The sequence below is a fragment of the Enterobacter cloacae complex sp. AR_0002 genome, from assembly GCF_001922365.1.
GTDB lineage: Bacteria > Pseudomonadota > Gammaproteobacteria > Enterobacterales > Enterobacteriaceae > Enterobacter > Enterobacter hormaechei_C.
The window spans coordinates 2821758-2845843 of sequence record NZ_CP018814.1 but is presented as its reverse complement, the minus strand read 5'-3'; the positions used below and the strand labels follow the sequence as shown (position 1 = coordinate 2845843).

Sequence of the window (24086 nt, the reverse complement as noted above, 5' to 3'; positions counted from 1 at the left end):
GAAATGAGCCAGTTACAGATAATGCAAAGTGATGGTGGCCTGGCCGTCGATCGGGGTATCGTCGGTAATTGCCAGGGTGTCAGTTTTCTGCACCGCCAGCGCAACGCGCAGCGGGAATACGGCATTCATAAAGGGAACCAACGTCCGATCACTGCTATTTAGTGCGCTATACTGGATAGAACCGTCACTATGAGTGACGAGCTGCGAACCCGTATTCGCAAGTAACCACATTGGATCATCTGCTATCGCAGAATAACCTAATGCTTTGACGTTTCCATCTACGGTTACATTCGAATTCATACCCACGGAGTAAGCGCCGATATTGACGCCGCCAGCCGTTTTACCTACGCCGTACTGGTTAGTTGAACTCCATGCCTGATCGCCCGCGAAAGTGGCGTTATCGATGGTCATTTTCTTCATTGAATCTGCGTGATCATCGGTAATGGACCACGCTACTTTCGTTGCGGCAGAGCAGTTGATAGTCAGAGAAATATCTTTATAACCCAGCTGGTTATCTGCCGTTGCGGAGAGCGAGCTGATATATTTAGTGCCGAAATCAACGACAGCGCCATCGCTCAGCGTTGGGGTACAGGCGTTGTTGGTTAATACGCCTTTTAATTTTAATACCGCAGTAGAGTCGGCATGTGCAGTCGCAGAGAGGGTCATTGCAACAGCGGTTGCAATAATGATTTTTTTCATCGTTAATCCTTAACGTTCGAAACAGACTTGTGGAGAAGAAATAGAAAAACTATTTCTTGCTGTCTATTATTCTAGAGGAAAAGCTAACTTTACATTAAGGAGTGTTAATTTTTGAATGTAATTCCCCTTAATATATAAGCTATAAATATATATTTTGTGTATGTTTCCTGTTTATTTATATACGTGTGTTAATTTTCAGGAATAAGGGAAGCGTATTCACTTCCCTTATGTGTTTTTATTAACGCACCGCGCCAGCGATCCATTGGGAGAGATCCCGTAGCTCGCGCTCGTGGTCCGGGAAATCCACCCACAGCGCTTCGCACGCCTGTTGCAGACTGTCTGCATGATACAGACAGCCCTGTAAACGTGCGGCCAGCGCCTCCAGCGGTGCAGGATTGAGACTATCCGTAAAGACCTGCGTGCGGGTAATATGGCCCTTCTCCACGTCAAAGTGCAGTTCCACGCCGCCCCAGGTAAACCGTTCGTCCAGCAGGTGTGAAAAGGCCGGTGCCTGGCCGAAGTTCCACTCCCAGCTGCTCTGGCGCGCAAAGGTTTCCGCGAAGTTGGGCAGGTCCGGTGTTTTGTCAGGGGAGATCACTTCAGCTTCTACCCGCTCACCGTAATGTTCGAAGAAGGCTTCACGGATCGCATCGCAAATCTGCTCATGAGTAATCCCGGGCAGCAGTTCCACCAGATTCGCCACGCGCCCGCGCACGGAGGTAATACCCTTAGCCTGTAGCTTTTTCTTATCTGGATTAAGGTAGTTAGCCAGACGGCTCAGATCGGCATTCAGCAATAATGTGCCGTGGTGGAATCCCCGATCCATCGTTTCGCGATAGGCAGAGCCGGATACCTTGCGGTCGCCATCGGGCGTTTTGACCACCAGATCGTTACGTCCCGAGGCTTCAGCCGTCACGCCGAGCGAATTGAGCGCATTAAGCACAATGGAGGTCGAGATGGTTTTGTCGTATTCCGGCTTGCCCGCCATAAAGGTAAAGCAGGTATTGCCCAGATCGTGGAATACCGCACCGCCGCCGCTGCTGCGGCGCGCCAGGCGGACGTTGTCCTCTTCCATACGGCGGGTGTTACACTCTTTCCACGGATTTTGCGCGCGGCCAATAACGACCGTATCAGCGTTGCGCCAGAGAAACAGGACGCGCTGGGTGGCAGGCATCTGGCGGAAGATGCACTCTTCTACCGCCAGGTTAAACCAGGGATCGTAAGAGTCAGAGATTAGCAGGCGTAACGTCGACATGGCAGAGTTCCTTTTCCGAATCATCCGCCTACTTTATCACTATTCTTTCTTCTCGCTCTCTTCCTCTTCGGGAACCGACTTGCTGGCGGTTAACAGGAACGGCGACTGCTGCCAGCGGGTGCGCTTGCCCTGGAGCAACGTACGTGCCAGTACCACGCCAATCGCCAGCGAGAGCAGCAGCATCAGGCGCAAAATATTGGTGGTGTTATCTACCTGTTTGGCTTCGGTTGGCAGGGTGTGGGTGTCGAGTGTCAGACGTAAATAGCCGAGCGGACCATTTTTGCCCTGAATGGGTTCGACGATTTGTTGGTTGAAATAACCACCGGCTTTTTTGCCATCCAGCGCCAGCCTGTCGCGCACGTCGACATGCTCACCCGCGCGGGCAATCAGGTCGCCCTGTTCATCGTACACGCCCGCATCCAGAATGCGGCTGTTTTCCGTAAGCTGGCGCAATACCAGGGCTATTCGCTTATCATCCGGCGTTTCGGTGCGCATAGACGGCGCAACGTTGAGCGTCACCTGGCGCGCCAGCGTCCGGGCCAGCTCCTCAAACTGCGGGTTACGCTGTCGTTGGTGATTCTGGCTAAACCAGGATGCCCCCTGCATCAGCGCCACTAATAGTGCGAGACAGATCAGGACAATCACGGCGCGATGAAGCCGGAATTTCAGTTTTGCGCGAGCCATATTCCACCTGCTTAAAATTTACGGCTTAATGTTGCCAGAAGTGATGGTTACAGGGTAGCCTCATGCGTTATTTTCCCTCTGGAACCTTCCGGCGCGAACGAAATTACAGGAGCTTCAATGCCGAACATTACCTGGTGCGACCTGCCAACGGATGTCTCTTTATGGCCAGGATTGCCGCTCTCTTTAAGTGGCGATGAGGTGATGCCTCTCGATTACCACGCTGGCCGTAGCGGCTGGCTGCTGTACGGACGCGGCCTGGATAAGCAACGCCTCACCCAGTATCAAACCAAACTGGGCGCAGCGATGGTCATCGTTGCGGCCTGGTGTGTGGAAGATTATCAGGTCATTCGCCTGGCGGGTTCCCTGACGCAGCGCGCCACGCGTCTGGCGCACGACGCCGGGCTGGACGTTGCTCCCCTCGGCAAAATTCCGCACCTGAAAACGCCCGGCCTGCTGGTAATGGACATGGACTCCACCGCCATTCAGATCGAGTGTATTGACGAGATTGCTAAACTGGCGGGCAGCGGAGAGCTGGTGGCGGAAGTCACCGAGCGCGCGATGCGCGGCGAGCTGGATTTCACCGCCAGCCTGAGACAGCGCGTGGCGACCCTGAAGGGGGCCGATGCTAACATTTTGCGTCAGGTGCGCGATGAACTGCCCCTGATGCCTGGGCTTACGCAGCTGGTACTCAAGCTGGAGACGCTCGGCTGGAAAGTGGCGATTGCCTCCGGCGGGTTCACCTTCTTTGCCGACTACCTGCGTGACAAGCTGCGTCTGACCACCGTGGTGGCAAACGAGCTGGAGATCATGGACGGCAAACTCACCGGACAGGTCATCGGCGACATCGTGGATGCGCAGTACAAAGCCAATACGCTGACGCGTCTGGCAGAGAAATATGCCATCCCGGTCGAGCAAACCGTCGCCATCGGCGATGGCGCGAACGATCTGCCGATGATCAAAGTTGCCGGGCTGGGTATTGCCTACCATGCCAAACCGAAAGTGAATGAAAAGACGGAAGTCACTATCCGTCATGCTGATCTGATGGGGGTGTTCTGTATTCTCTCCGGCAGCATTAATCAAAAATAACGAGGTAAACCGTGGCGAAAGCTCCAAAACGCGCATTTGTCTGTAATGAATGTGGTGCGGATTATCCGCGCTGGCAGGGGCAATGCAGCGCCTGTCATGCCTGGAACACCATCACCGAAGTGCGTGGTGTGGCGGCTTCGCCGAGCGTGGCCCGCAATGAACGGCTGAGCGGCTATGCGGGCAATGCAGGCGTGTCGAAGGTACAAAAACTTTCGGATATCAGCCTTGAGGCGCTGCCGCGCTTCTCAACCGGATTCAAAGAATTTGACCGCGTGCTCGGCGGTGGCGTAGTGCCGGGCAGCGCCATTCTGATCGGCGGTAACCCGGGCGCGGGTAAATCGACCCTGCTGCTGCAAACGCTCTGCAAGCTCGCCGAACAGATGAAAACCCTGTACGTCACGGGGGAAGAATCACTCCAGCAGGTGGCGATGCGCGCGCACCGCCTCGGCCTGCCGACCGGCAATCTGAATATGCTGTCGGAAACCAGCATCGAGCAGATCTGCATGATCGCCGAAGAAGAGCAGCCGAAGCTGATGGTGATCGACTCCATTCAGGTGATGCATATGGCTGACATTCAGTCGTCACCGGGAAGCGTGGCGCAGGTGCGTGAAACCGCGGCCTACCTGACGCGCTTTGCCAAAACGCGCGGCGTGGCGATTGTGATGGTTGGTCATGTGACCAAAGACGGCTCGCTGGCGGGACCGAAAGTGCTTGAACACTGTATCGACTGCTCGGTGATGCTCGATGGCGATGCGGATTCCCGTTTTCGTACCCTGCGCAGCCATAAAAACCGCTTTGGCGCGGTGAATGAGCTGGGCGTGTTTGCCATGACCGAGCAGGGGCTTCGCGAAGTCAGCAACCCGTCGGCCATCTTCCTGAGCCGTGGCGACGAGATCACGTCCGGGAGTTCGGTGATGGTGCTGTGGGAAGGAACGCGTCCGCTGCTGGTTGAAATTCAGGCGCTGGTGGATCACTCGATGATGGGCAATCCGCGGCGCGTGGCGGTCGGTCTGGAACAGAACCGCCTGGCGATCCTGCTGGCGGTGCTGCACCGTCACGGCGGTCTGCAAATGGCGGATCAGGATGTGTTCGTCAACGTGGTTGGTGGGGTGAAGGTTACGGAAACCAGCGCGGACCTGGCGCTGCTGCTGGCAATGGTCTCCAGCCTGCGCGACAGACCGTTGCCGCAGGATCTGGTGGTATTTGGTGAGGTAGGGCTGGCCGGCGAGATCCGCCCGGTGCCGAGCGGTCAGGAGCGTATCTCCGAAGCGGCAAAACATGGCTTCCGCCGCGCGATTGTTCCGGCCGCCAACGTGCCGAAAAAAATTCCGGAAGGGATGCAGGTTTTCGGCGTTAAAAAACTCGCAGATGCGTTAAATGTCTTTGACGACTTATAATTACGTATTCGATTTTGCAGGAGGCACCGTAATTTATGTCATCATTTGACTACATCAAGACCGCTATCCGCCAGAAGGGCTGCACGTTGCAGCAGGTGGCGGACGCCAGCGGCATGACCAAGGGCTACCTGAGCCAACTGCTGAACGCCAAAATCAAAAGCCCCAGCGCGCAGAAGCTGGAAGCGCTGCACCGTTTTCTGGGGCTTGAATTTCCGCGGATGCAAAAGAACATTGGCGTGGTGTTCGGTAAGTTCTACCCGCTGCATACCGGGCATATCTATCTGATCCAGCGCGCCTGTAGCCAGGTCGACGAGCTGCATATCATCATGGGTTATGATGAAACCCGCGATCGCCAGCTGTTTGAAGACAGCGCCATGTCGCAGCAGCCCACCGTGCCGGACCGCCTGCGCTGGCTGCTTCAGACCTTTAAATATCAGAAAAATATTCGTATTCATGCCTTTAACGAAGAGGGCATGGAGCCGTATCCGCACGGCTGGGACGTGTGGAGCAACGGCATCAAAGCGTTTATGGAAGAGAAGGGCATTGCGCCTAACTGGATCTACACCTCTGAAGAGTCCGACGCGCCGCAGTTCCGCGAGCATCTGGGTATCGAGACGGTGCTGATCGATCCTAAACGCACCTTCATGAACATCAGCGGGGCGCAGATTCGCGAGAACCCGTTCCGTTACTGGGACTACATCCCGACCGAGGTGAAGCCGTTCTTCGTGCGTACGGTGGCGATCCTCGGCGGCGAGTCGAGCGGGAAATCGACGCTGGTCAATAAGCTGGCGAACATCTTCAACACCACCAGCGCGTGGGAGTATGGCCGCGATTATGTCTTTTCACACCTTGGCGGCGACGAGATGGCGTTGCAGTATTCCGACTACGATAAAATCGCGCTCGGTCATGCCCAGTACATTGATTTCGCGGTGAAATACGCCAATAAAGTCGCCTTTATTGATACCGATTTCGTCACCACGCAGGCGTTCTGCAAAAAGTACGAGGGGCGCGAGCACCCGTTTGTGCAGGCGCTGATTGACGAATACCGCTTTGACCTGGTGATCCTGCTGGAAAACAACACCCCATGGGTGGCCGACGGCATGCGCAGCCTGGGCAGCTCCGTGGACAGGCGTGAGTTCCAGACCATGCTGGTAGAGATGCTTAACGAGAACAACGTTGAGTTTGTCCATGTGGAAGAGTCGGACTACGACACCCGTTTCCTGCGCTGCGTCGAGCTGGTGAAGGAGATGATGGGGGAGCAGGGGTAAAAGATTTACCCCTCACCCTAACCCTCTCCCAAAGGGAGAGGGGACTTTAATCACCCTCTCCCTTTAGGAGAGGGCCAGGGTAAGGGAATCAGTCCAATCAATACTCAACCACCACCTTCCCACGCATATGCCCCTCCAGCACCTTGCGGTGCGCTTCGGTAATGCTTTCCACGCTTAGCCCGTGCAGCGTTTCGCTGAGCGAACTTTCCACTACGCCGTTATCCACCAGCTTCGCGACTTCGTCCAGGATCTCTCCCTGACGCGCCATATCCGCCGTCTGATACATGCTGCGGGTGTACATAAATTCCCAGTGCAGCGCGGCGGATTTGGACTTCAGCTTGTCCTGGTTCAGCGGATGTTCATTCTCAACGATGGAACAGATATGCCCCTGCGGTGCAATCAGGTCGCTGACCGCATCCCAGTGCCCGTCGGTGTCGTTGAGGATGAAAATGTAATCCACAAAGGTCAGCCCGTGCTTCGCCAGTTCGCCTTTCAGATCGCGGTAGTTCACCACCACATCTGCACCGCGATCGCGGCACCACCGGGCGGAATCTTCACGGGACGCCGTTGCGATCACCTTTACCTTGCTGTTGTGCTTCGCAAACGGGATCGCCAGCGATCCCACCCCGCCCGCGCCGCCAATAATCAGCAGCGTTTTATCTGCGTCGGCATCCTGAATCTTCAGCCGTTCAAACAGGCCTTCCCACGCGGTGAGCGCCGTCAGCGGCAGTGCAGCCGCGGCGGCCCAGTCAAGGCTTGCAGGCTTGTGCCCGACAATGCGCGCATCGATCAGCTGATGTGTGGTATTGCTGCCCGGTCGGGTGATATCCCCCGCGTACCACACTTCGTCACCCGGTTTGAATCCGGTGACGCCAGCCCCAACGGCTTTTACGATCCCGCTGGCATCCCACCCGAGAATGTGCGGCTCCTTCAGCCCGCTTTTAGCAATGCCTGCATGTACCTTGGTGTCCACCGGGTTTACGGAGACGGCTTTCACCTCCACCAGCAGATCGTGTTCGCCGGGCTGCGGCATCGGCGGGGTGATTTCAACGAAGGTGGAGGGATTTTCTGGGTTAACGGCAATGGCTTTCACTGACATGGTGTGCTCCTCAATGGCATTCGTTTTGTTGAGGCTAGTCTATTAAGTGGTCAGCCGCATGATAAGATGGACAATCCAGAACTCAGCGTTCGTACAGAGTGAACAATCATGTTTAAACAGCTTCAGGATATGGCACTGTTTGCGCTGGTGGCCGAGATGGGCAGCTTTACCGCGGCGGCGCAGAAGGCGGAACTGCCAAAATCCAGCGTCAGCCAGCGCATTAGCCAGCTGGAGCAGCAGGTGGGGATCCGTCTGTTGAATCGCACGACGCGCAGAATAAGCCTGACGTTTGCGGGCGAGCACTATCTGGTGCACTGTCGCGAGATGCTGGCGGCCAGCGAGCGCGCGGAGTATGCCATTCAGCGGCTGCGAGAAAACCCCAGCGGGCGGCTGCGGATCACCTGTCCGGCAGGAATTGGCGCGACGCTGCTGGCGCATATGAATGCCGAGTTCCAGCTTCGCTATCCGGACGTGTCACTGGATGTGTCGATCTCAGACGACGTGGTGGATCTGGTCGAGTCTGGCTTTGACGTGGCGCTGCGCACCGGCAAACCGCAGGATTCTTCCCTGATTGGCCGCATGATTGGGCACTGTCCGCGCTACATGCTGGCCTCGCCCGACTACCTGGCACGCCGGGAGCCGTTAATTCATCCCCGACAGCTGGTGGAGCATCGCTGCATTACGCACCGGGCATGGTCGGAGTGGCTTCTGCGAAGCGAGAATGAGGATTACCGCTACCTGCCGGATAACGCTCATATGACGGATAATCTGGTGTACGCCAGGGAATGCGCCATTGCCGGGGCGGGGATCACGCTGTTACCCGCATTCCTGCTGGAAGATAAGATCGAAAAGGGCGCGCTGGTGAAGGTGTTGTCGGCGTGGAGCGTTGAGGGAAACGATCTCTGGCTGGCCTACCCGAGTCGTAAGCTCAATTCGCCTGCGCTGATGAGCTATATCGACTTTGCGATGCAGTTTGATGAGGTGAAGCGGTATTACGTGGGCGGGTGATTTTGTGCGGCCTGATGCCCTCACCCTGGCCCTCTCCCATGGGGAGAGGGAACAAACATAAAAAACGGCAACCGAAGTTGCCGTTTTGCTTTTATTTCGCAATACGCTTGTACTTAATACGCTTCGGCTCCAGCGCGTCTGCGCCCAGCGTGCGTTTCTTGTACTCTTCGTATTCGGTGAAGTTACCTTCGAAGAACTCCACCTTACCTTCGTCCTGGTAGTCCAGGATGTGGGTCGCGATACGGTCCAGGAACCAGCGGTCGTGCGAGATAACCATCGCGCAGCCCGGGAACTCCAGCAGGGCGTTTTCCAGTGCGCGCAGGGTTTCGATGTCCAGGTCGTTGGTGGGTTCATCGAGCAGCAGAACGTTGCCGCCAACCTGGAGCAGTTTTGCCAGGTGCAGACGACCGCGCTCACCGCCGGACAGCTCGCCCACGCGTTTGCCCTGGTCGGTGCCCTTGAAGTTAAAGCGGCCAACATAGGCGCGGCTTGGCATCTCGGTGTTGCCGATACGCATGATATCCAGACCGCCGGAGACTTCTTCCCACACGGTTTTGCTGTTGTCCATCGCGTCGCGGAACTGGTCAACGGAGGCCAGCTTCACGGTCTCACCCAGGGTGATAGAGCCGCTGTCAGGCTGTTCCTGACCAGACATCATGCGGAACAGGGTGGATTTACCCGCGCCGTTCGGACCGATGATGCCGACGATAGCGCCTTTCGGAACGGAGAAGGTCAGATCGTCGATCAGCACGCGGTCGCCGTAGGACTTACGCAGGTTAGTCACTTCAACCACTTTATCCCCCAGACGAGCTCCAGGTGGAATAAACAGTTCGTTGGTTTCGTTACGTTTCTGGTATTCGGTGTTGTTCAGCTCTTCGAAGCGTGCCAGACGGGCTTTGCCCTTAGACTGACGGCCTTTCGCGCCCTGACGCACCCACTCCAGCTCTTTCTCAATAGACTTACGGCGGGCGGCTTCCTGAGACGCTTCCTGCGCCAGACGCTGGTCTTTCTGCTCCAGCCAGGAGGAGTAGTTGCCTTCCCACGGAATACCTTCGCCGCGGTCCAGCTCCAGGATCCAGCCCGCAACGTTGTCGAGGAAGTAACGGTCGTGGGTAATCGCTACCACGGTGCCTTCGAAGTCATGCAGGAAGCGCTCCAGCCACGCCACGGATTCGGCATCCAGGTGGTTGGTCGGTTCGTCGAGCAGCAGCATGTCTGGTTTTTCCAGCAGCAGGCGGCACAGCGCCACACGGCGGCGTTCACCACCGGACAGGTTTGCGATTTTCGCATCCCAGTCTGGCAGACGCAGGGCATCAGCCGCGCGCTCCAGCTGCACGTTCAGGTTGTGACCGTCGTGCGCCTGGATAATTTCCTCATATTTGCCCTGCTGAGCGGCCAGTTTGTCGAAGTCCGCATCCGGCTCGGCGTATTTGGCATACACTTCATCCAGACCTTTCAGGGCGTTAACCACCTCGGATACCGCTTCTTCAACGGATTCACGCACGGTGTGCTCCGGGTTCAGCTGAGGTTCCTGCGGCAGGTAGCCAATCTTAATGCCAGGCTGCGGACGGGCTTCACCTTCGATGTCTGTATCGATGCCGGCCATGATGCGCAGCAGGGTGGACTTACCGGCACCGTTGAGACCCAGAACACCGATTTTTGCGCCCGGGAAGAAGCTCAGCGAGATATTTTTAAGAATATGACGTTTCGGCGGGACAACTTTGCCGACACGATGCATGGTATAAACGAATTGAGCCACGTTGGACTTCGCCTCTTTTATCGTGATGAGAATGAATTTCAGCCTCGAAGTGTAGCCTTTTTCACGCCCTAATCCCAGCCAGGAACGTCGGGAGTGTTAAAACGCGCAAGAAAGGTAAAAAAGTGTCCATGACGTGGCGCGTTGTGGGATGCCTGGTTAGCATAAGTTGATGTAACTTTGACGTGGCAAGACGCTGCAACTGACGAAAAACAATGAGGAAGAGCTTGTGGAAAAAGCCAAACGGGTGGTCTGGCGTCTGCTGGCTGCCAGCGTATGCGTAATGGCGGTAAGCCAGGCGGTGCATGCCGATTCACTGGACGAACAACGTAGCCGCTATGCCCAGATTAAGCAGGCATGGGACAACAGGCAGATGGATACCGTGCAGGCGCTGATGCCGACGCTGAAGGATTATCCGCTGTATCCGTATCTGGAGTATCGCCAGATTACTGACGATCTGATGAATCAACCAACCGTCACCGTGAACAACTTCATTCAGGCGAACCCGACCCTGCCGCCTGCGCGCACCCTGAAGTCCCGGTTCGTGAACGAGCTTGCCCGTCGCGAAGACTGGCGCGGCCTGCTGGCCTTCAGCCCGGACAAGCCGGGCGCGACGGAAGCGCAGTGTAATTACTATTACGCGAAATGGGCTACCGGCCAGCAGGAAGAAGCGTGGGCCGGCGCAAAAGAGCTGTGGCTGACGGGCAAAAGTCAGCCCAACGCCTGCGATCCGCTTTTCAGCGCCTGGCGCGCGTCGGGGCAGCAGGATCCGCTCTCCTACCTCGAACGTATTCGCCTGGCGATGAAGGCCGGGAACACGCGGCTGGTCACCGTGCTGGCGGGGCAAATGCCGGCGGATTATCAGACCATTGCTTCTGCCGTTATCGGCCTGGCAAACGATCCGAACACCGTCCTGACGTTTGCGCGTACCACCGGCGCGACCGATTTTACCCGCCAGATGGCGGCGGTGGCCTTTGCCAGCGTGGCGCGTGATGATGTGGAAAACGCCAGGCTGATGATCCCGCAGCTGGTGCAGGCCCAGCAGCTTAATGACGATCAAACTCAGGAGCTGCGCGATATCGTGGCATGGCGACTGATGGGAACAGATGTCACCGACGAACAGGCGCGCTGGCGTGATGATGCGGTGATGCGTTCAAACTCTGTCTCGCTGGTGGAGCGTCGCGTGCGCATGGCGCTGGGAACGGGCGATCGTCGTGGCCTCAATACCTGGCTGGCGCGTCTGCCGATGGATGCCAAAGAGAAAGATGAATGGCGTTACTGGCAGGCAGACCTGCTGCTGGAACGTGGTCGTGACGATGAAGCCAAAGAGATCCTCCACTCCCTGATGCAGCAGCGCGGATTCTACCCGATGGCGGCGGCGCAGCGTCTGGGCGAGGAGTACACGCTGAAGATCGACAAAGCGCCAGCCAACGCGAACCCGGCGCTGACGCAGGGGCCGGAAATGGCGCGCGTGCGCGAGCTGATGTACTGGAATCTGGATAATACCGCGCGCAGCGAATGGGCGAATCTGGTCACCAGCCGTACCACTGAAGAGAAAGCGCAGCTTGCCCGCTATGCGTTTGATAATCGCTGGTGGGATCTGAGCGTGCAGGCGACGATCGCCGGCAAACTGTGGGATCATCTCGAAGAGCGTTTCCCGCTGGCTTATAAGGATCTGTTCGATCGCTACACCAGCGGCAAAGATATTCCGCAAAGCTACGCGATGGCCATTGCCCGTCAGGAGAGCGCCTGGAACCCGAAAGTGCGTTCACCAGTGGGTGCCAGCGGCCTGATGCAGATTATGCCGGGCACCGCGACGCACACGGTGAAGATGTTTAATATTCCAGGCTCCAGCAGCCCGTCCCAGCTGCTGGATCCGGAGACCAACATCAACATCGGTACCAGCTACTTGCAGTACGTCTATCAGCAGTTCGGTAATAACCGTATCTTCGCGTCAGCGGCGTACAACGCCGGGCCAGGCCGCGTGCGGACATGGCTTGGTAACAGCGCAGGGCGTATCGACGCCGTGGCGTTTGTCGAGAGCATTCCGTTCTCGGAAACGCGCGGCTATGTGAAGAACGTGCTGGCCTATGACGCCTACTATCGCTACTTCATGGGGCAGAAAGATACCCTGATGAGCGATGCCGAGTGGCAGAGACGTTACTGATCGGCGTGGGTTGTGTTATGCTGTACTCGCTAATGAGTACAAGAGGCAGCATAACATGACCCAGCATTCCCCGTATTCCTCGGCCATGGCCGAACAGCGTCATCAGGAGTGGCTTCGTTTTGTGGAGTTGCTCCGCCAGTCTTACGACAAAGATCTGCATTTACCGTTGCTACAGCTGATGCTGACGCCCGATGAACGCGAAGCGCTGGGCACGCGGGTACGCATTATTGAGGAACTGCTGCGCGGCGAAATGAGCCAGCGCGAGCTGAAAAACGAGCTGGGCGCGGGCATCGCGACCATTACCCGTGGTTCAAACAGCCTGAAGTCGGCGCCGGTTGAACTGCGTCAGTGGCTGGAAGCGGTATTGCTGAAAAACGCCGGATGACGGCTTCGCCTTATCCGGCCTACAGACTTAACGATAAATCGCGTTATGGAACGGACTTAACGCCAGAATTACGGCCTGGTGGTAAACGCTCGAACGGGTGAGCTTGCCCGCGGTAAAGACGCCAATCGCCCCCTCTTTACGACCAATCTCATCAATGCCGGTATAGTGCGACATTACCGGCCCCAGCGCCTCACCCGCGCGGACTTTCTCCAGTATGACCTCCGGCAGCGGCAGCGTGGCAGAACGCGCTTCGCCGCGCTGCTCGCGGCTTTCGATGACAACCCAGCTGAAGGTCGCTCCTTCGTCGATACCAGCTTCAATCGCGACCCAGAAGTCAGCGTCTGGCGCGGCGGCTTTTGCATTCGCCACGCGATTTCGTGCGCCAGCGCGTGTTTCCTCGCTGCCAAACGGCTGTTCCGGCACACCGCTCTCGACGCCGACGGCGTCAATATGGCAGGATCCTTCGCCAAAGATCTCTTCAAATGCCCTTAGAATTGCCTGAATTTTGGCAGGATTGGTGGTAGCAGAGACAACATGGTGCATAATTAAGCTCGATTTAAAAAATTCATCGCAGTATAACGGAAAAAAAGCATGTTACAGGTATACCTTGTTCGCCACGGTGAAACGCAGTGGAACGCCGAGCGACGTATTCAAGGCCAGTCAGACAGTCCTCTCACCGACAAAGGTGTGCAGCAAGCGTGGCAGGTGGCGGAGCGCGCCAGAACGCTGGGCATCACTCACGTCATCTCCAGTGATTTAGGCCGCACACAGCAGACGGCACGCATCATCGCCGATGCCTGTGGCTGCGACGTGACCCTCGAACCGCGTCTGCGCGAGCTGGATATGGGCGTGCTGGAAAAACGTCCTATCGATACGCTGACGGAAACCGAAGAAGGCTGGCGCCGCACGCTGGTGAACGGCACTGAAGATGGTCGCATCCCTGAGGGTGAATCCATGCAGGAGCTGAGCGTGCGCATGCATGCCGCGCTGGCCGAGTGCCTGAAACTCCCGGCAGGTAGCCGACCGCTGCTGGTGAGCCACGGTATCGCGCTGGGTTGTCTGGTGAGCACCATTCTGGGACTGCCGGCTTACGCCGAACGCCGTTTGCGTCTGCGCAACTGTTCCATTTCCCGTATCGACTATCAGGAAAGTGCCTGGCTGGCATCGGGGTGGGTGGTTGAGATGGCAGGGGACATTTCGCATCTTGATGCCCCTGCACTGGACGAATTGCAGCGTTAACGACGTACCGGAATCAGGAATTCCATACGCAGATTGATAGGGCCTTCTTCCGGTTTAGCATCTTGCGCCGGATAGTAGCGCTCAATGTCCTGACCTTTACGGCGATTCAGATTCAGCATCGGCATGCAGGTCCCGTAAACGGTCAGGATGAACTCCTGAACGCCCGTTCCTAAACCTTCGTATGAGAACATCACATACTCGCCGCCTTCCAGCACGACAGGCTTCGAGCCATGAATGTAACCGTTCGCCATATCAGGCGTCAGCGCCGTGGTATAGAACACCTCCTGCTCGTCATCTTTTTCCTGGCTTGGATGCGTTTCGTTCAAACCATACAGAATCGGCGGGATCGCCGGAGCATGGCTTAAAAATTCGCGCCAGAACTGAACGCGCATCTGATGGCGGAACTCGGAGATCTGCTCAAGGGAACAGGAGTAGCTCTGCGTGGTGCCGACCAGGTGCGTTTCTGGCAGGGTGATGATTTCATATTTTGGCATCGCAAACTCGCCCAGACGCAGCGGCGGACGCATACCAAAGGAGCTCCAGTCCGGCGAGCGGCGATAAAGCGCTGGCGTTAACGAGAACTGCTTTTTAAAGGCGCGGGTGAAAGTTTGCTGTGAATCGAAACGATATTGCAGGGCAATATCAAGGATTGGTCGCGCGGTCAGGCGCAACGCAACAGCAGACTTTGATAAACGACGTGCGCGAATATAGGCACCGATAGCATGACCGGTGACATCCTTGAACATCCTTTGCAGATGCCACTTGGAATAGCCTGCTTTTGCCGCCACATTATCCAGTGACAATGGCTGGTCGAGATGACCTTCCAGCCAGGTGAGCAGGTCGCGAATAATTCCAGCCTGATCCATATACTATCCTCATCCTTAAAACTGCCGCAGGTGCCTGTTTACAGGTTAGCGGATAATAGCATTTTTTGACGTTTTAGCATTCAGTGTTTTTTTTGCGCATAAATGCTTTTTATGGTGATTTATGTGCGGATATATTCTAATCCTGTGATCTTGCTACATTTTTATCTAACCTGTTGAATAATCGCTCAGCGTAATTTTTTATGAATGGTAACAATATGAAATACAAGGTTTTAGTCTTTGCAGCACTGGCGCTGATGGCAGGGCGCGTGGCGCAGGCGGAGCAAATTGGCTCCGTGGATACCGTGTTTAAAATGTTTGGGCCGGACCACAAAATTGTGGTGGAGGCGTTTGACGATCCGGACGTTAAAAACGTCACCTGCTATGTCAGCCGGGCGAAGACCGGCGGGATTAAAGGCGGCCTGGGGCTGGCTGAAGACACGTCTGACGCGGCCATCTCCTGCCAGCAGGTTGGACCGGTGGAATTGAGTGACAAAATTAAAAACGGCAAAGCGCAGGGCGACGTTGTATTCCAGAAACGGACCTCGCTGGTGTTCAAAAAGCTACAGGTGGTCCGTTTTTATGATGCGAAGCGTAACACCCTGGCTTATCTGGCCTACTCGGACAAAGTCGTGGAAGGCTCACCGAAAAACGCGATTAGCGCGGTGCCGATTATGCCGTGGCATTAATAAAAAAAACGGCGCAAATGCGCCGTTCTTTACTGCGTGACGTGAGGATTACTCCTGGAGGTCACCGCAGAAACGATAGCCTTCACCATGGATCGTGGCGATGATTTCCGGCGTATCAGGCGTAGATTCGAAATGTTTACGAATACGACGGATGGTTACGTCAACGGTACGATCGTGTGGCTTCAACTCACGACCGGTCATTTTCTTCAGCAGTTCTGCACGAGACTGAATCTTGCCCGGGTTCTCGCAGAAGTGCAGCATCGCGCGGAATTCACTGCGCGGCAGTTTGTACTGCTCACCGTTCGGGCTAATCAGCGAACGGCTGTTGATATCAAGTTCCCAGCCGTTGAATTTGTAGCTGTCGACGCTACGACGCTCTTCACTGACCGTACCCAGATTCATGGTGCGGGACAGCAGGTTGCGTGCACGAATGGTTAACTCGCGAGGGTTGAACGGCTTGGTGATGTAGTCATCCGCGCCGATTTCCAGACCAAGAATTTTATCAACCTCGTTGTCACGGCCTGTCAGGAACATCAACGCGACGTTCGCCTGTTCACGCAGTTCGCGCGCCAGAAGAAGCCCGTTTTTGCCCGGCAGGTTGATATCCATAATCACCAGGTTGATATCATTTTCAGAAAGGATCTGATGCATCTCTGCGCCATCGGTCGCTTCAAAGACATCGTAGCCTTCTGCTTCGAAAATGCTCTTTAACGTGTTGCGTGTTACCAACTCGTCTTCAACGATAAGAATGTGCGGGGTCTGCATGTTTGCTACCTAAATTGCCAACTAAATCGAAACAGGAAGTACAAAAGTCCCTGACCTGCCTGATGCATGTCGCAAATTAACATGATCGGCTTAACGTGACTAAAGTACGTAATTGCGTTCTTGATGCACTTTCCATCAACGTCAACAACATCATTAGCTTGGTCGTGGGTACTTTCCCTTTGGACCCGACAGTGTCAAAAACGGCTGTCATCCTAACCATTTTAACAGCAACATAACAGGCTAAGTGACACCGGACACCCAATAAAACTACGCTTCGTTGACATATATCAAGTTCAATTGTAGCACGTTAACAGTTTGATGAAATCATCGTAGCTGAATGCTAGCCTTTGTCACAATTTTTCAATAAACCAACTAGTTGCGGACATTGATTGATAAACGGTACGAATCCAATCAGAAATGAGTATTCATATGGTCATTATCATTACAAAACATAAGGATAATGGTCTTCTGTTAACATTCTAACTGATTGTTCAGCCACAAAATAGTTTAGCTTTTTTTAATTGTTATGAAACGCTATTTCGGTGATTTGTGTTGCAAAAATGTAAATTCGTGCTGCGTAATATGTTGAACTGAATCACATTTTTACCTGCTAACTGACTAAAAAGAGAGCGTAAATGCATCTGTCGATTGTGCTGGTGGCACCAGCAAGAGCTGAAAATATTGGCGCTGCGGCGCGTGCCATGAAGACTATGGGTTTTACCGATTTGCGTATTGTGGACAGCACGGCGCATCTGGAGCCTGCTGCGCGCTGGGTGGCGCACGGTTCGGGTGATATTCTCGATAATATAACCACTTACGCTACGCTCGCCGACGCACTCCACGATATTTCGTTTACCGTCGCGACGACCGCGCGCAGCCGGGCGAAGTTTCACTATTACGCCACGCCTGCTGAACTGGTGCCGATGCTGGAAGAGAAAAGCCAGTGGCTGGAGAAAGCCGCGCTGGTGTTTGGGCGAGAAGATTCCGGGCTGACTAACGAAGAGCTGGCGCTGGCTGACGTGCTGACGGGCGCGCCGATGGTGGCGGATTATCCGTCACTCAATCTGGGGCAGGCGGTGATGGTCTATTGCTATCAATTAGCATCCTTAATACAAATTTCTCAGCCACCGGTGACAGTTTCGGATGAAAACCAGCTGGCGGCACTGCGTGTTCGTGCAGATAAGCTTCTTGCGCAGTTGGGCGTCGCTGACGATCAAAAAATGGTGGACTGGTTACAGCAGCGCCTGGGGCGTCTTGAACAGCGCGACACGGCAATGCTGCACCGATTGCTTCATGATATTGAAAAAAAATTAGCCGAGTAAAATAGTGCCATAGGTTTTTATTATGGCCGATCCTGCTGATGTCTGGGGTTGCAACTGGGGTATTCCGATGAAAATAAATCTGCCCGCAGCGGGACGTGAGAATGTCCCGAATTGTGATCGAATTAAAAATTCATTGACTTAAGGGGCTCGATCCTTTAACCCTAAAAGAATAGAGCACAGACAGATAATAATGACAGAGTACACAACATCCATGAAACGCATCAGCATCACCACCATTACTACAACCATCATCATTACCACAGGTAACGATGCGGGCTGACGCGTACAGGAAAAACAGAAAAAAGCCCGCACCTGAACAGTGCGGGCTTTTTTTTCGGCTAAAGGAAATGAGGTAGAACCATGCGAGTGTTGAAGTTCGGCGGTACGTCAGTGGCAAATGCAGAACGTTTTCTGCGTGTTGCCGATATCCTGGAAAGCAACGCCAGGCAGGGGCAGGTTGCCACCGTGCTCTCTGCCCCGGCCAAAATCACGAACCACCTGGTGGCGATGATTGAAAAAACCATCGGTGGTCAGGATGCACTGCCGAATATCAGCGACGCCGAGCGTATCTTCGCCGATCTGCTTCAGGGGCTGGCCGACGCCCAGCCTGGTTTCCCGCTGGCGCAGCTGAAAAGCACCGTTGAACTTGAATTTGCCCAGATTAAACACGTTCTTCACGGTATCAGCCTGCTTGGCCAGTGCCCGGACAGCATCAACGCGGCGCTGATTTGCCGGGGTGAAAAACTCTCTATCGCCATCATGGCAGGCGTGCTGGAAGCGCGCGGTCACCACGTGACGGTCATCGATCCGGTTGAAAAACTGCTGGCTGTGGGCCACTACCTCGAATCCACCGTCGACATTGCCGAGTCGACACGCCGTATTGCGGCGAGCAAAATCCCGTCTGACCATATGATCCTGATGGCAGGCTTTACCGCCGGTAACGAGAAGGGCGAACTGGTGGTGCTGGGGCGTAACGGCTCTGACTACTCCGCTGCGGTGCTGGCGGCCTGTTTACGCGCAGACTGTTGTGAGATCTGGACTGATGTCGACGGCGTTTATACCTGCGATCCGCGCCAGGTGCCGGATGCCAGGCTGCTGAAGTCGATGTCGTACCAGGAAGCAATGGAGCTTTCCTACTTCGGCGCTAAAGTTCTTCACCCGCGTACCATCTCCCCGATTGCCCAGTTCCAGATCCCTTGCCTGATTAAGAATACCGGTAATCCGCAGGCGCCGGGTACGCTGATTGGCGCCAGCGCGGATGAAGATGACCTGCCGGTGAAAGGCATTTCTAACCTCAATAACATGGCGATGTTCAGCGTCTCCGGCCCGGGGATGAAGGGCATGGTCGGCATGGCGGCACGCGTCTTTGCCGCTATGTCCCGCAACGGGATCTCCGTGGTGCTGATCACGCAGTCTTCTTCCGAATACAGCATCAGCTTCTGCGTTCCGCAGGGCGATTGCCTGCGCGCCCGTCGCGCGCTGGAAGAAGAGTTCTATCTGGAGCTGAAAGAAGAGCTGCTGGAGCCGCTTTCCATTCAGGAGCGTCTGGCGATTATCTCGGTGGTCGGCGACGGTATGCGCACCCTGCGCGGTATCTCCGCCAAATTCTTTGCCGCGCTGGCGCGGGCCAATATCAATATCGTGGCGATTGCCCAGGGCTCATCCGAGCGTTCCATTTCCGTTGTCGTGGATAACGATGACGCCACTACCGGCGTGCGCGTGGTGCATCAGATGCTGTTCAACACCGACCAGGTGATTGAGCTGTTCCTGGTGGGCGTCGGCGGCGTCGGCGGCGCGCTGCTGGAGCAGGTAAAGCGTCAGCAGGAGTGGCTTAAGAAGAAACATATCGATCTGCGCGTCTGCGGCATTGCGAACTCGAAAGCGTTGCTGACTAACGTCCACGGTCTGAACCTGGAAAACTGGCAGGCGGAGCTGGAAGAGGCGAAAGAGCCGTTTAACCTGGGCCGCCTGATCCGTCTGGTGAAAGAATATCACCTGCTTAACCCGGTGATCGTTGACTGTACCTCCAGCCAGGCGGTGGCCGATCAGTACGCGGATTTCCTGCGCGAAGGTTTCCACGTGGTGACGCCGAACAAAAAGGCCAACACCTCGTCGATGGATTACTATCACCAGCTGCGTCTGGCGGCGAGTAAGTCGCGCCGCAAGTTTCTGTATGACACCAACGTGGGCGCGGGCCTGCCGGTCATCGAGAACCTGCAAAACCTGCTGAACGCGGGCGACGAACTACAGCGTTTCTCCGGCATCCTCTCCGGCTCCCTGTCGTTTATCTTCGGCAAGCTGGACGAAGGGATGAGCCTGTCGGAAGCCACCCGCGCCGCGCGCGAGCTGGGTTACACCGAGCCGGATCCGCGGGACGACCTCTCCGGTATGGACGTGGCGCGTAAGCTGCTGATCCTGGTGCGCGAGACCGGCCGCGAGCTGGAGCTTTCGGATATCGTGATTGAGCCGGTGCTGCCAGCAGAATTTGATGACAGCGGTGACGTCAGCGCCTTTATGGCGAATTTACCTCAGCTTGACGATGCCTTTGCCGCACGCGTTGCGAAAGCCCGTGATGAAGGTAAGGTATTGCGCTATGTTGGCAACATTGAAGAAGACGGCGTCTGCCGGGTGAAGATTGCCGAAGTGGATGGCAACGATCCGCTGTACAAGGTGAAAAACGGCGAGAACGCTCTGGCGTTCTACAGCCATTATTATCAGCCACTGCCGCTGGTGCTTCGCGGCTATGGCGCAGGGAATGATGTGACGGCGGCAGGCGTGTTTGCCGATCTGCTGCGTACCCTGTCATGGAAGTTAGGAGTTTAAGATGGTTAAAGTATATGCCCCGGCTTCCAGCGCTAATATGAGCGTCGGATTTGACGTGCTGGGCGCGGCGGTAACGCCGGTGGACGGTTCGCTGCTGGGCGATACGGTTACGGTTGAGGCGGCAGAGCGCTTCAGCCTGAATAACATCGGCCGTTTCGCCAGTAAGCTGCCGTCTGAACCGCGCGAGAATATTGTTTATCAGTGCTGGGAACGCTTCTGTCAGGAGATTGGCAAAAACGTGCCGGTCGCCATGACGCTGGAAAAGAGCATGCCGATTGGTTCGGGGCTGGGCTCGAGCGCCTGCTCGGTGGTCGCCGCGCTGGTGGCGATGAATGAGCACTGCGGCAAGCCGCTGAACAACAGCCGTCTGCTGGCGCTGATGGGCGAGCTGGAAGGGCGCATCTCCGGCAGCATTCATTATGATAACGTGGCGCCGTGCTTCCTTGGCGGCATGCAACTGATGATTGAAGAAAATGGCATCATCAGCCAGCAGGTGCCAGGGTTTGATGAGTGGCTGTGGGTGCTGGCCTATCCGGGCATTAAAGTGTCTACTGCCGAAGCGCGTGCGATCCTGCCGGCGCAGTATCGTCGTCAGGACTGTATCGCCCACGGGCGTCATCTGGCGGGCTTTATTCATGCCTGCTACACCCGACAGCCGCAGCTGGCGGCGAAACTGATGAAAGACGTTATTGCCGAGCCGTATCGCACGAAGCTGCTGCCGGGCTTTAACGAAGCGCGACAGGCATCCATGGATATCGGCGCACAGGCGTGCGGCATCTCCGGCTCCGGCCCGACGCTGTTCGCCTTATGCGACAAGCCAGACACCGCGCAGCGCGTGGCGGACTGGCTCTCTAAACACTACCTGCAAAATCAGGAAGGCTTTGTTCATATTTGCCGTCTGGACACGGCTGGCGCACGAGTACTGGGATAACGAATGAAACTCTACAACCTTAAAGATCATAACGAGCAGGTCAGCTTTGCGCAGGCGGTAACGCAGGGGCTGGGCAAAAATCAGGGGCTGTTCTTCCCCCACGACCTGCCGGAATTTCAGCTGACCGAAATCGATGAACTGCTGAAGCAGGACTTTGTCACCCGCAGCACCAAAATTCTGTCTGCGTTTATCGGCGACGAAATCCCACAGGAGCTGCTGGAAGAGCGCGTGCGTGCGGCGTTTGCTTTCCCGGCGCCGGTGAAGCAGGTGGAGCCTGACGTTGGCTGTCTGGAGCTGTTCCACGGCCCGACGCTGGCGTTCAAAGATTTCGGCGGTCGCTTTATGGCGCAGATGCTGACCCACATCAGCGGCGACAAACCGGTGACCATTCTGACCGCGACTTCAGGCGATACCGGTGCGGCGGTGGCCCATGCGTTCTACGGCCTGAAAAACGTCCGCGTGGTGATCCTCTATCCGAAAGGCAAAATCAGCCCGCTTCAGGAAAAACTGTTCTGCACCCTTGGGGGCAACATTGAAACCGTGGCGATCGACGGCGATTTCGATGCCTGTCAGGCGCTGGTGAAGCAAGCCTTCGATGACGAAGAGCTGAAGGCGGCGCTGGGGCTGAACTCTGCCAACTCCATCAACATCAGCCGTCTGCTGGCGCAGATCTGCTACTACTTCGAAGCGGTGGCGCAGTTGCCGCAGGACGCGCGCAATCAGCTGGTGGTTTCCGTGCCAAGCGGGAACTTCGGCGACCTGACGGCAGGCCTGCTGGCGAAATCACTCGGCCTGCCGGTGAAGCGCTTTATCGCCGCCACCAACGCCAACGACACCGTGCCGCGTTTCCTGAAGGACGGAAAATGGGCGCCGAACGCGACTCAGGCCACGCTCTCCAATGCGATGGATGTGTCACAGCCTAACAACTGGCCGCGTGTGGAAGAGCTGTTCCGCCGTAAGGTCTGGCGTCTGGGCGATCTGGGTTACGCAGCGGTGACGGACGAAACCACGAAAGCCACCATGCGCGAGCTGAAAGCGGTGGGCTATACCTCTGAGCCGCACGCGGCGATTGCCTATCGTGCCCTGCGCGATCAGCTTCAACCGGGTGAGTATGGCCTGTTCCTCGGCACCGCCCATCCGGCCAAGTTCAAAGAGAGCGTGGAAGCGATCCTGGGGGAAACGCTGCCGCTGCCAAAAGAGCTGGCCGAGCGCGCCGACCTGCCGCTGCTGTCTCATGAGCTGCCCGCAGACTTTGCCGCGCTGCGTAAGCTGATGATGACCCGAGCGTGATTTTTGACGGGTGGCGGCTACGCCTTACCCGACCTACAACGGCTCAGAACGTAGGCCGGGTAAGGCGAAGCCGCCACCCGGCTTTTTTATGGAGAAATTAAGGAGAAATACAGCAGGAAAAAAGCAGAAATTCCCAATAAATGCGGTCACTTAGCGTTTAGGATTGCAGAGAATAACATCCCCCGTTCCCATCACGTACTCTCCTTACATCGGCCCACGTTGGGCAAGAAGAATAAGGAGTCACCTATGTCTACACTGAAACCTGCACTTATCGCGCTTTCACTGATGCTGGTCGCTCCGATGGCGGTGCAGGCAGCTGAAATCACCCTCGTGCCCGCGGTAAAACTGCAAATTGGCGATCGGGATAATAATGGGCACTACTGGGATGGCGGCCGCTGGCGCGACCATGACTGGTGGAAAGCGCACTATGACTGGCGCGATAACCACTGGCGTCCGCACGATGAACATCGCGATCGTGACGATCACCACCGTCATGACGATCGTCGCCCGGACCGGAAGCACCATTAACACAAACCCCGCCAGCTGGCGGGGTTGTCTTTTATTGCTCGTGACGCTTAAACACCAGCTCGTTTTTTCCTGACGATGCCTCGTCGAAGAAATACCCTTCACTGTTAAAGCCGGTGAGCTGCTCTGGCTTCGTCAGGCGGTTTTGAATGATGAAGCGGCTCATCAGACCGCGCGCTTTTTTGGCGTAGAAGCTGATTACTTTAAATTTGCCGTTTTTCTCGTCGAGGAATACCGGCTTGATAATGTCCGCATCCAGCTTTTTCGGTTTCACCGATTTGAAGTACTCATCGGAGGCCAGGTTGATCACCACGTTGTCCCCCTGGGCTTGCAGCGCCGCGTTAAGCTTGTCGGTAATGACATCGCCCCAGAACTGGTACAGATCTTTACCTTTAGCGTTTTCCAGGCGGATACCCATCTCCAGACGATACGGCTGCATCAGATCCAGCGGGCGCAGCACCCCGTACAGGCCGGATAACATGCGCAGATGCTGCTGGGCAAAATCGAAATCGGCTTCGCTAAACGTTTCTGCTTGCAGGCCAGTGTAGACGTCACCTTTGAAGGCCAACAGCGCCTGGCGGGCGTTGGCGGGCGTGAAGTCAGGCTGCCACTCATGAAAACGGGTGGCGTTCAGGTCGGCGAGTTTATCGCTGATGCTCATCAGCGAAGCGATTTGCGGAGCCGAAAGCTTACGTGCCTCGTGGATCAACTGTTGCGAGTAGTCCAGCAATTCCGGCTGGGTATAACGCTCAGTGGCGAGCGGGCTCTGGTAGTCGAGCGTTTTGGCAGGTGAAATCAGAATCAGCATATCCAGTCCTTGCAGGAAATTTAGAGC

24 protein-coding genes and 1 other annotated feature are annotated in these 24086 nt (G+C 55.9%); of the genes, 15 read left to right on the top strand and 9 right to left on the bottom strand.

Annotation, left to right across the window (positions count from 1 at the left end; translation table 11 throughout):
• Positions 1–12 precede the first annotated feature (12 nt).
• The 3 genes from AM329_RS13965 to AM329_RS13955 form a co-directional block, all read right to left on the bottom strand.
• Positions 13–699, bottom strand: coding sequence for a DUF1120 domain-containing protein (locus AM329_RS13965; RefSeq protein WP_022650372.1), 687 nt, complete (start codon positions 697–699; stop codon positions 13–15).
• A gap of 238 nt (positions 700–937) precedes the next feature.
• On the bottom strand, positions 938–1954 hold the full coding sequence (gene lplA / locus AM329_RS13960; protein WP_023324128.1) for a lipoate--protein ligase LplA: 1017 nt from the start codon (positions 1952–1954) through the stop codon (positions 938–940).
• A 39-nt stretch (positions 1955–1993) separates the two neighbouring features.
• Positions 1994–2638 (bottom strand): YtjB family periplasmic protein, encoded by a 645-nt coding sequence (locus AM329_RS13955; protein ID WP_003856526.1) that lies wholly within the window; start codon positions 2636–2638, stop codon positions 1994–1996.
• 117 nt (positions 2639–2755) lie between these two features.
• Between AM329_RS13955 and serB the strand changes: the two genes are divergently transcribed.
• From serB to nadR, 3 genes are read left to right on the top strand one after another with little or no spacing between them, the layout of a single operon-like run.
• Positions 2756–3724 (top strand): phosphoserine phosphatase, encoded by a 969-nt coding sequence (gene serB, locus AM329_RS13950; RefSeq protein WP_003856524.1) that lies wholly within the window; start codon positions 2756–2758, stop codon positions 3722–3724.
• Between the two features lie 11 nt (positions 3725–3735).
• Positions 3736–5121 (top strand): DNA repair protein RadA, encoded by a 1386-nt coding sequence (gene radA / locus AM329_RS13945; RefSeq protein ID WP_003856523.1) that lies wholly within the window; start codon positions 3736–3738, stop codon positions 5119–5121.
• Between the two features lie 35 nt (positions 5122–5156).
• Positions 5157–6389 carry a multifunctional transcriptional regulator/nicotinamide-nucleotide adenylyltransferase/ribosylnicotinamide kinase NadR gene (gene nadR, locus AM329_RS13940; protein ID WP_003856522.1) on the top strand — a complete coding sequence of 411 codons (1233 nt, stop codon included), beginning with the start codon at positions 5157–5159 and terminating at the stop codon, positions 6387–6389.
• A 97-nt stretch (positions 6390–6486) separates the two neighbouring features.
• Here the strand turns inward: nadR and AM329_RS13935 are convergent, their stop codons facing one another.
• A complete protein-coding gene (locus AM329_RS13935) occupies positions 6487–7488 on the bottom strand; it encodes a zinc-binding alcohol dehydrogenase family protein (RefSeq protein WP_032608467.1) in 1002 nt (333 codons plus the stop codon).
• 108 nt (positions 7489–7596) lie between these two features.
• On the opposite strand from AM329_RS13935, the gene AM329_RS13930 reads away from it, so the two are divergent.
• The gene (locus AM329_RS13930; RefSeq protein ID WP_022650376.1) at positions 7597–8496 is read left to right on the top strand and encodes a LysR family transcriptional regulator; all 900 of its coding nucleotides are present in this window, start codon (positions 7597–7599) and stop codon (positions 8494–8496) included.
• 91 nt (positions 8497–8587) lie between these two features.
• On the opposite strand, the gene ettA is transcribed toward AM329_RS13930, so the two are convergent.
• Complete coding sequence (gene ettA / locus AM329_RS13925; RefSeq protein WP_003856515.1) at positions 8588–10255, bottom strand: energy-dependent translational throttle protein EttA; 1668 nt, start codon at positions 10253–10255, stop codon at positions 8588–8590.
• Positions 10256–10481: 226 nt separating this feature from the next.
• On the opposite strand from ettA, the gene sltY reads away from it, so the two are divergent.
• Together sltY and trpR are read left to right on the top strand one after the other, a co-directional pair.
• Positions 10482–12419: a murein transglycosylase gene (sltY, locus tag AM329_RS13915; RefSeq protein ID WP_032608468.1), complete on the top strand. Its 1938-nt coding sequence runs from the start codon at positions 10482–10484 to the stop codon at positions 12417–12419.
• 55 nt (positions 12420–12474) lie between these two features.
• Positions 12475–12804 (top strand): trp operon repressor, encoded by a 330-nt coding sequence (gene trpR / locus AM329_RS13910; RefSeq protein WP_003856511.1) that lies wholly within the window; start codon positions 12475–12477, stop codon positions 12802–12804.
• A 27-nt stretch (positions 12805–12831) separates the two neighbouring features.
• Here the strand turns inward: trpR and yjjX are convergent, their stop codons facing one another.
• Positions 12832–13347, bottom strand: a complete 516-nt coding sequence (gene yjjX, locus AM329_RS13905) for an inosine/xanthosine triphosphatase (RefSeq protein ID WP_022646994.1) — start codon at positions 13345–13347, stop codon at positions 12832–12834.
• Positions 13348–13395: 48 nt separating this feature from the next.
• On the opposite strand from yjjX, the gene gpmB reads away from it, so the two are divergent.
• Complete coding sequence (gene gpmB / locus AM329_RS13900) at positions 13396–14043, top strand: 2,3-diphosphoglycerate-dependent phosphoglycerate mutase GpmB (protein ID WP_006810187.1); 648 nt, start codon at positions 13396–13398, stop codon at positions 14041–14043.
• Here gpmB and robA read toward each other — a convergent pair.
• On the bottom strand, positions 14040–14909 hold the full coding sequence (gene robA, locus AM329_RS13895) for an MDR efflux pump AcrAB transcriptional activator RobA (RefSeq protein WP_003856504.1): 870 nt from the start codon (positions 14907–14909) through the stop codon (positions 14040–14042). The genes gpmB and robA overlap by 4 nt on opposite strands.
• Positions 14910–15124: 215 nt before the next feature.
• On the opposite strand from robA, the gene creA reads away from it, so the two are divergent.
• The gene (creA, locus tag AM329_RS13890; protein WP_003856503.1) at positions 15125–15595 is read left to right on the top strand and encodes a protein CreA; all 471 of its coding nucleotides are present in this window, start codon (positions 15125–15127) and stop codon (positions 15593–15595) included.
• 48 nt (positions 15596–15643) lie between these two features.
• Here the strand turns inward: creA and arcA are convergent, their stop codons facing one another.
• A complete protein-coding gene (gene arcA, locus AM329_RS13885; protein ID WP_003856501.1) occupies positions 15644–16360 on the bottom strand; it encodes a two-component system response regulator ArcA in 717 nt (238 codons plus the stop codon).
• A 95-nt stretch (positions 16361–16455) separates the two neighbouring features.
• Between arcA and yjjY the strand changes: the two genes are divergently transcribed.
• The 7 genes from yjjY to AM329_RS13855 all read left to right on the top strand — a co-directional run bounded on the left by yjjY (position 16456) and on the right by AM329_RS13855 (position 23254).
• Positions 16456–16596: a protein YjjY gene (yjjY, locus tag AM329_RS25560; protein ID WP_001541509.1), complete on the top strand. Its 141-nt coding sequence runs from the start codon at positions 16456–16458 to the stop codon at positions 16594–16596.
• A 399-nt stretch (positions 16597–16995) separates the two neighbouring features.
• Positions 16996–17682 carry a tRNA/rRNA methyltransferase gene (locus tag AM329_RS13880; RefSeq protein ID WP_003856496.1) on the top strand — a complete coding sequence of 229 codons (687 nt, stop codon included), beginning with the start codon at positions 16996–16998 and terminating at the stop codon, positions 17680–17682.
• 211 nt (positions 17683–17893) lie between these two features.
• Positions 17894–17962: a thr operon leader peptide gene (gene thrL / locus AM329_RS13875; protein ID WP_015572623.1), complete on the top strand. Its 69-nt coding sequence runs from the start codon at positions 17894–17896 to the stop codon at positions 17960–17962.
• Positions 17901–18018 (top strand) — a sequence feature (Thr leader region). (Overlaps the previous gene by 62 nt.)
• A 24-nt stretch (positions 18019–18042) precedes the next feature.
• Positions 18043–20505 carry a bifunctional aspartate kinase/homoserine dehydrogenase I gene (gene thrA, locus AM329_RS13870; RefSeq protein ID WP_003856494.1) on the top strand — a complete coding sequence of 821 codons (2463 nt, stop codon included), beginning with the start codon at positions 18043–18045 and terminating at the stop codon, positions 20503–20505.
• Between the two features lies 1 nt (position 20506).
• Positions 20507–21436 (top strand): homoserine kinase, encoded by a 930-nt coding sequence (thrB, locus tag AM329_RS13865; protein WP_022650380.1) that lies wholly within the window; start codon positions 20507–20509, stop codon positions 21434–21436.
• Between the two features lie 3 nt (positions 21437–21439).
• Positions 21440–22726: a threonine synthase gene (gene thrC / locus AM329_RS13860; RefSeq protein ID WP_003856490.1), complete on the top strand. Its 1287-nt coding sequence runs from the start codon at positions 21440–21442 to the stop codon at positions 22724–22726.
• A gap of 246 nt (positions 22727–22972) precedes the next feature.
• Positions 22973–23254: a DUF2502 domain-containing protein gene (locus AM329_RS13855; RefSeq protein ID WP_032608469.1), complete on the top strand. Its 282-nt coding sequence runs from the start codon at positions 22973–22975 to the stop codon at positions 23252–23254.
• 31 nt (positions 23255–23285) lie between these two features.
• Here AM329_RS13855 and yaaA read toward each other — a convergent pair whose 3' ends face one another.
• Positions 23286–24059: a peroxide stress protein YaaA gene (gene yaaA, locus AM329_RS13850; protein WP_022650381.1), complete on the bottom strand. Its 774-nt coding sequence runs from the start codon at positions 24057–24059 to the stop codon at positions 23286–23288.
• Between the last annotated feature and the right edge of the window lie 27 nt (positions 24060–24086).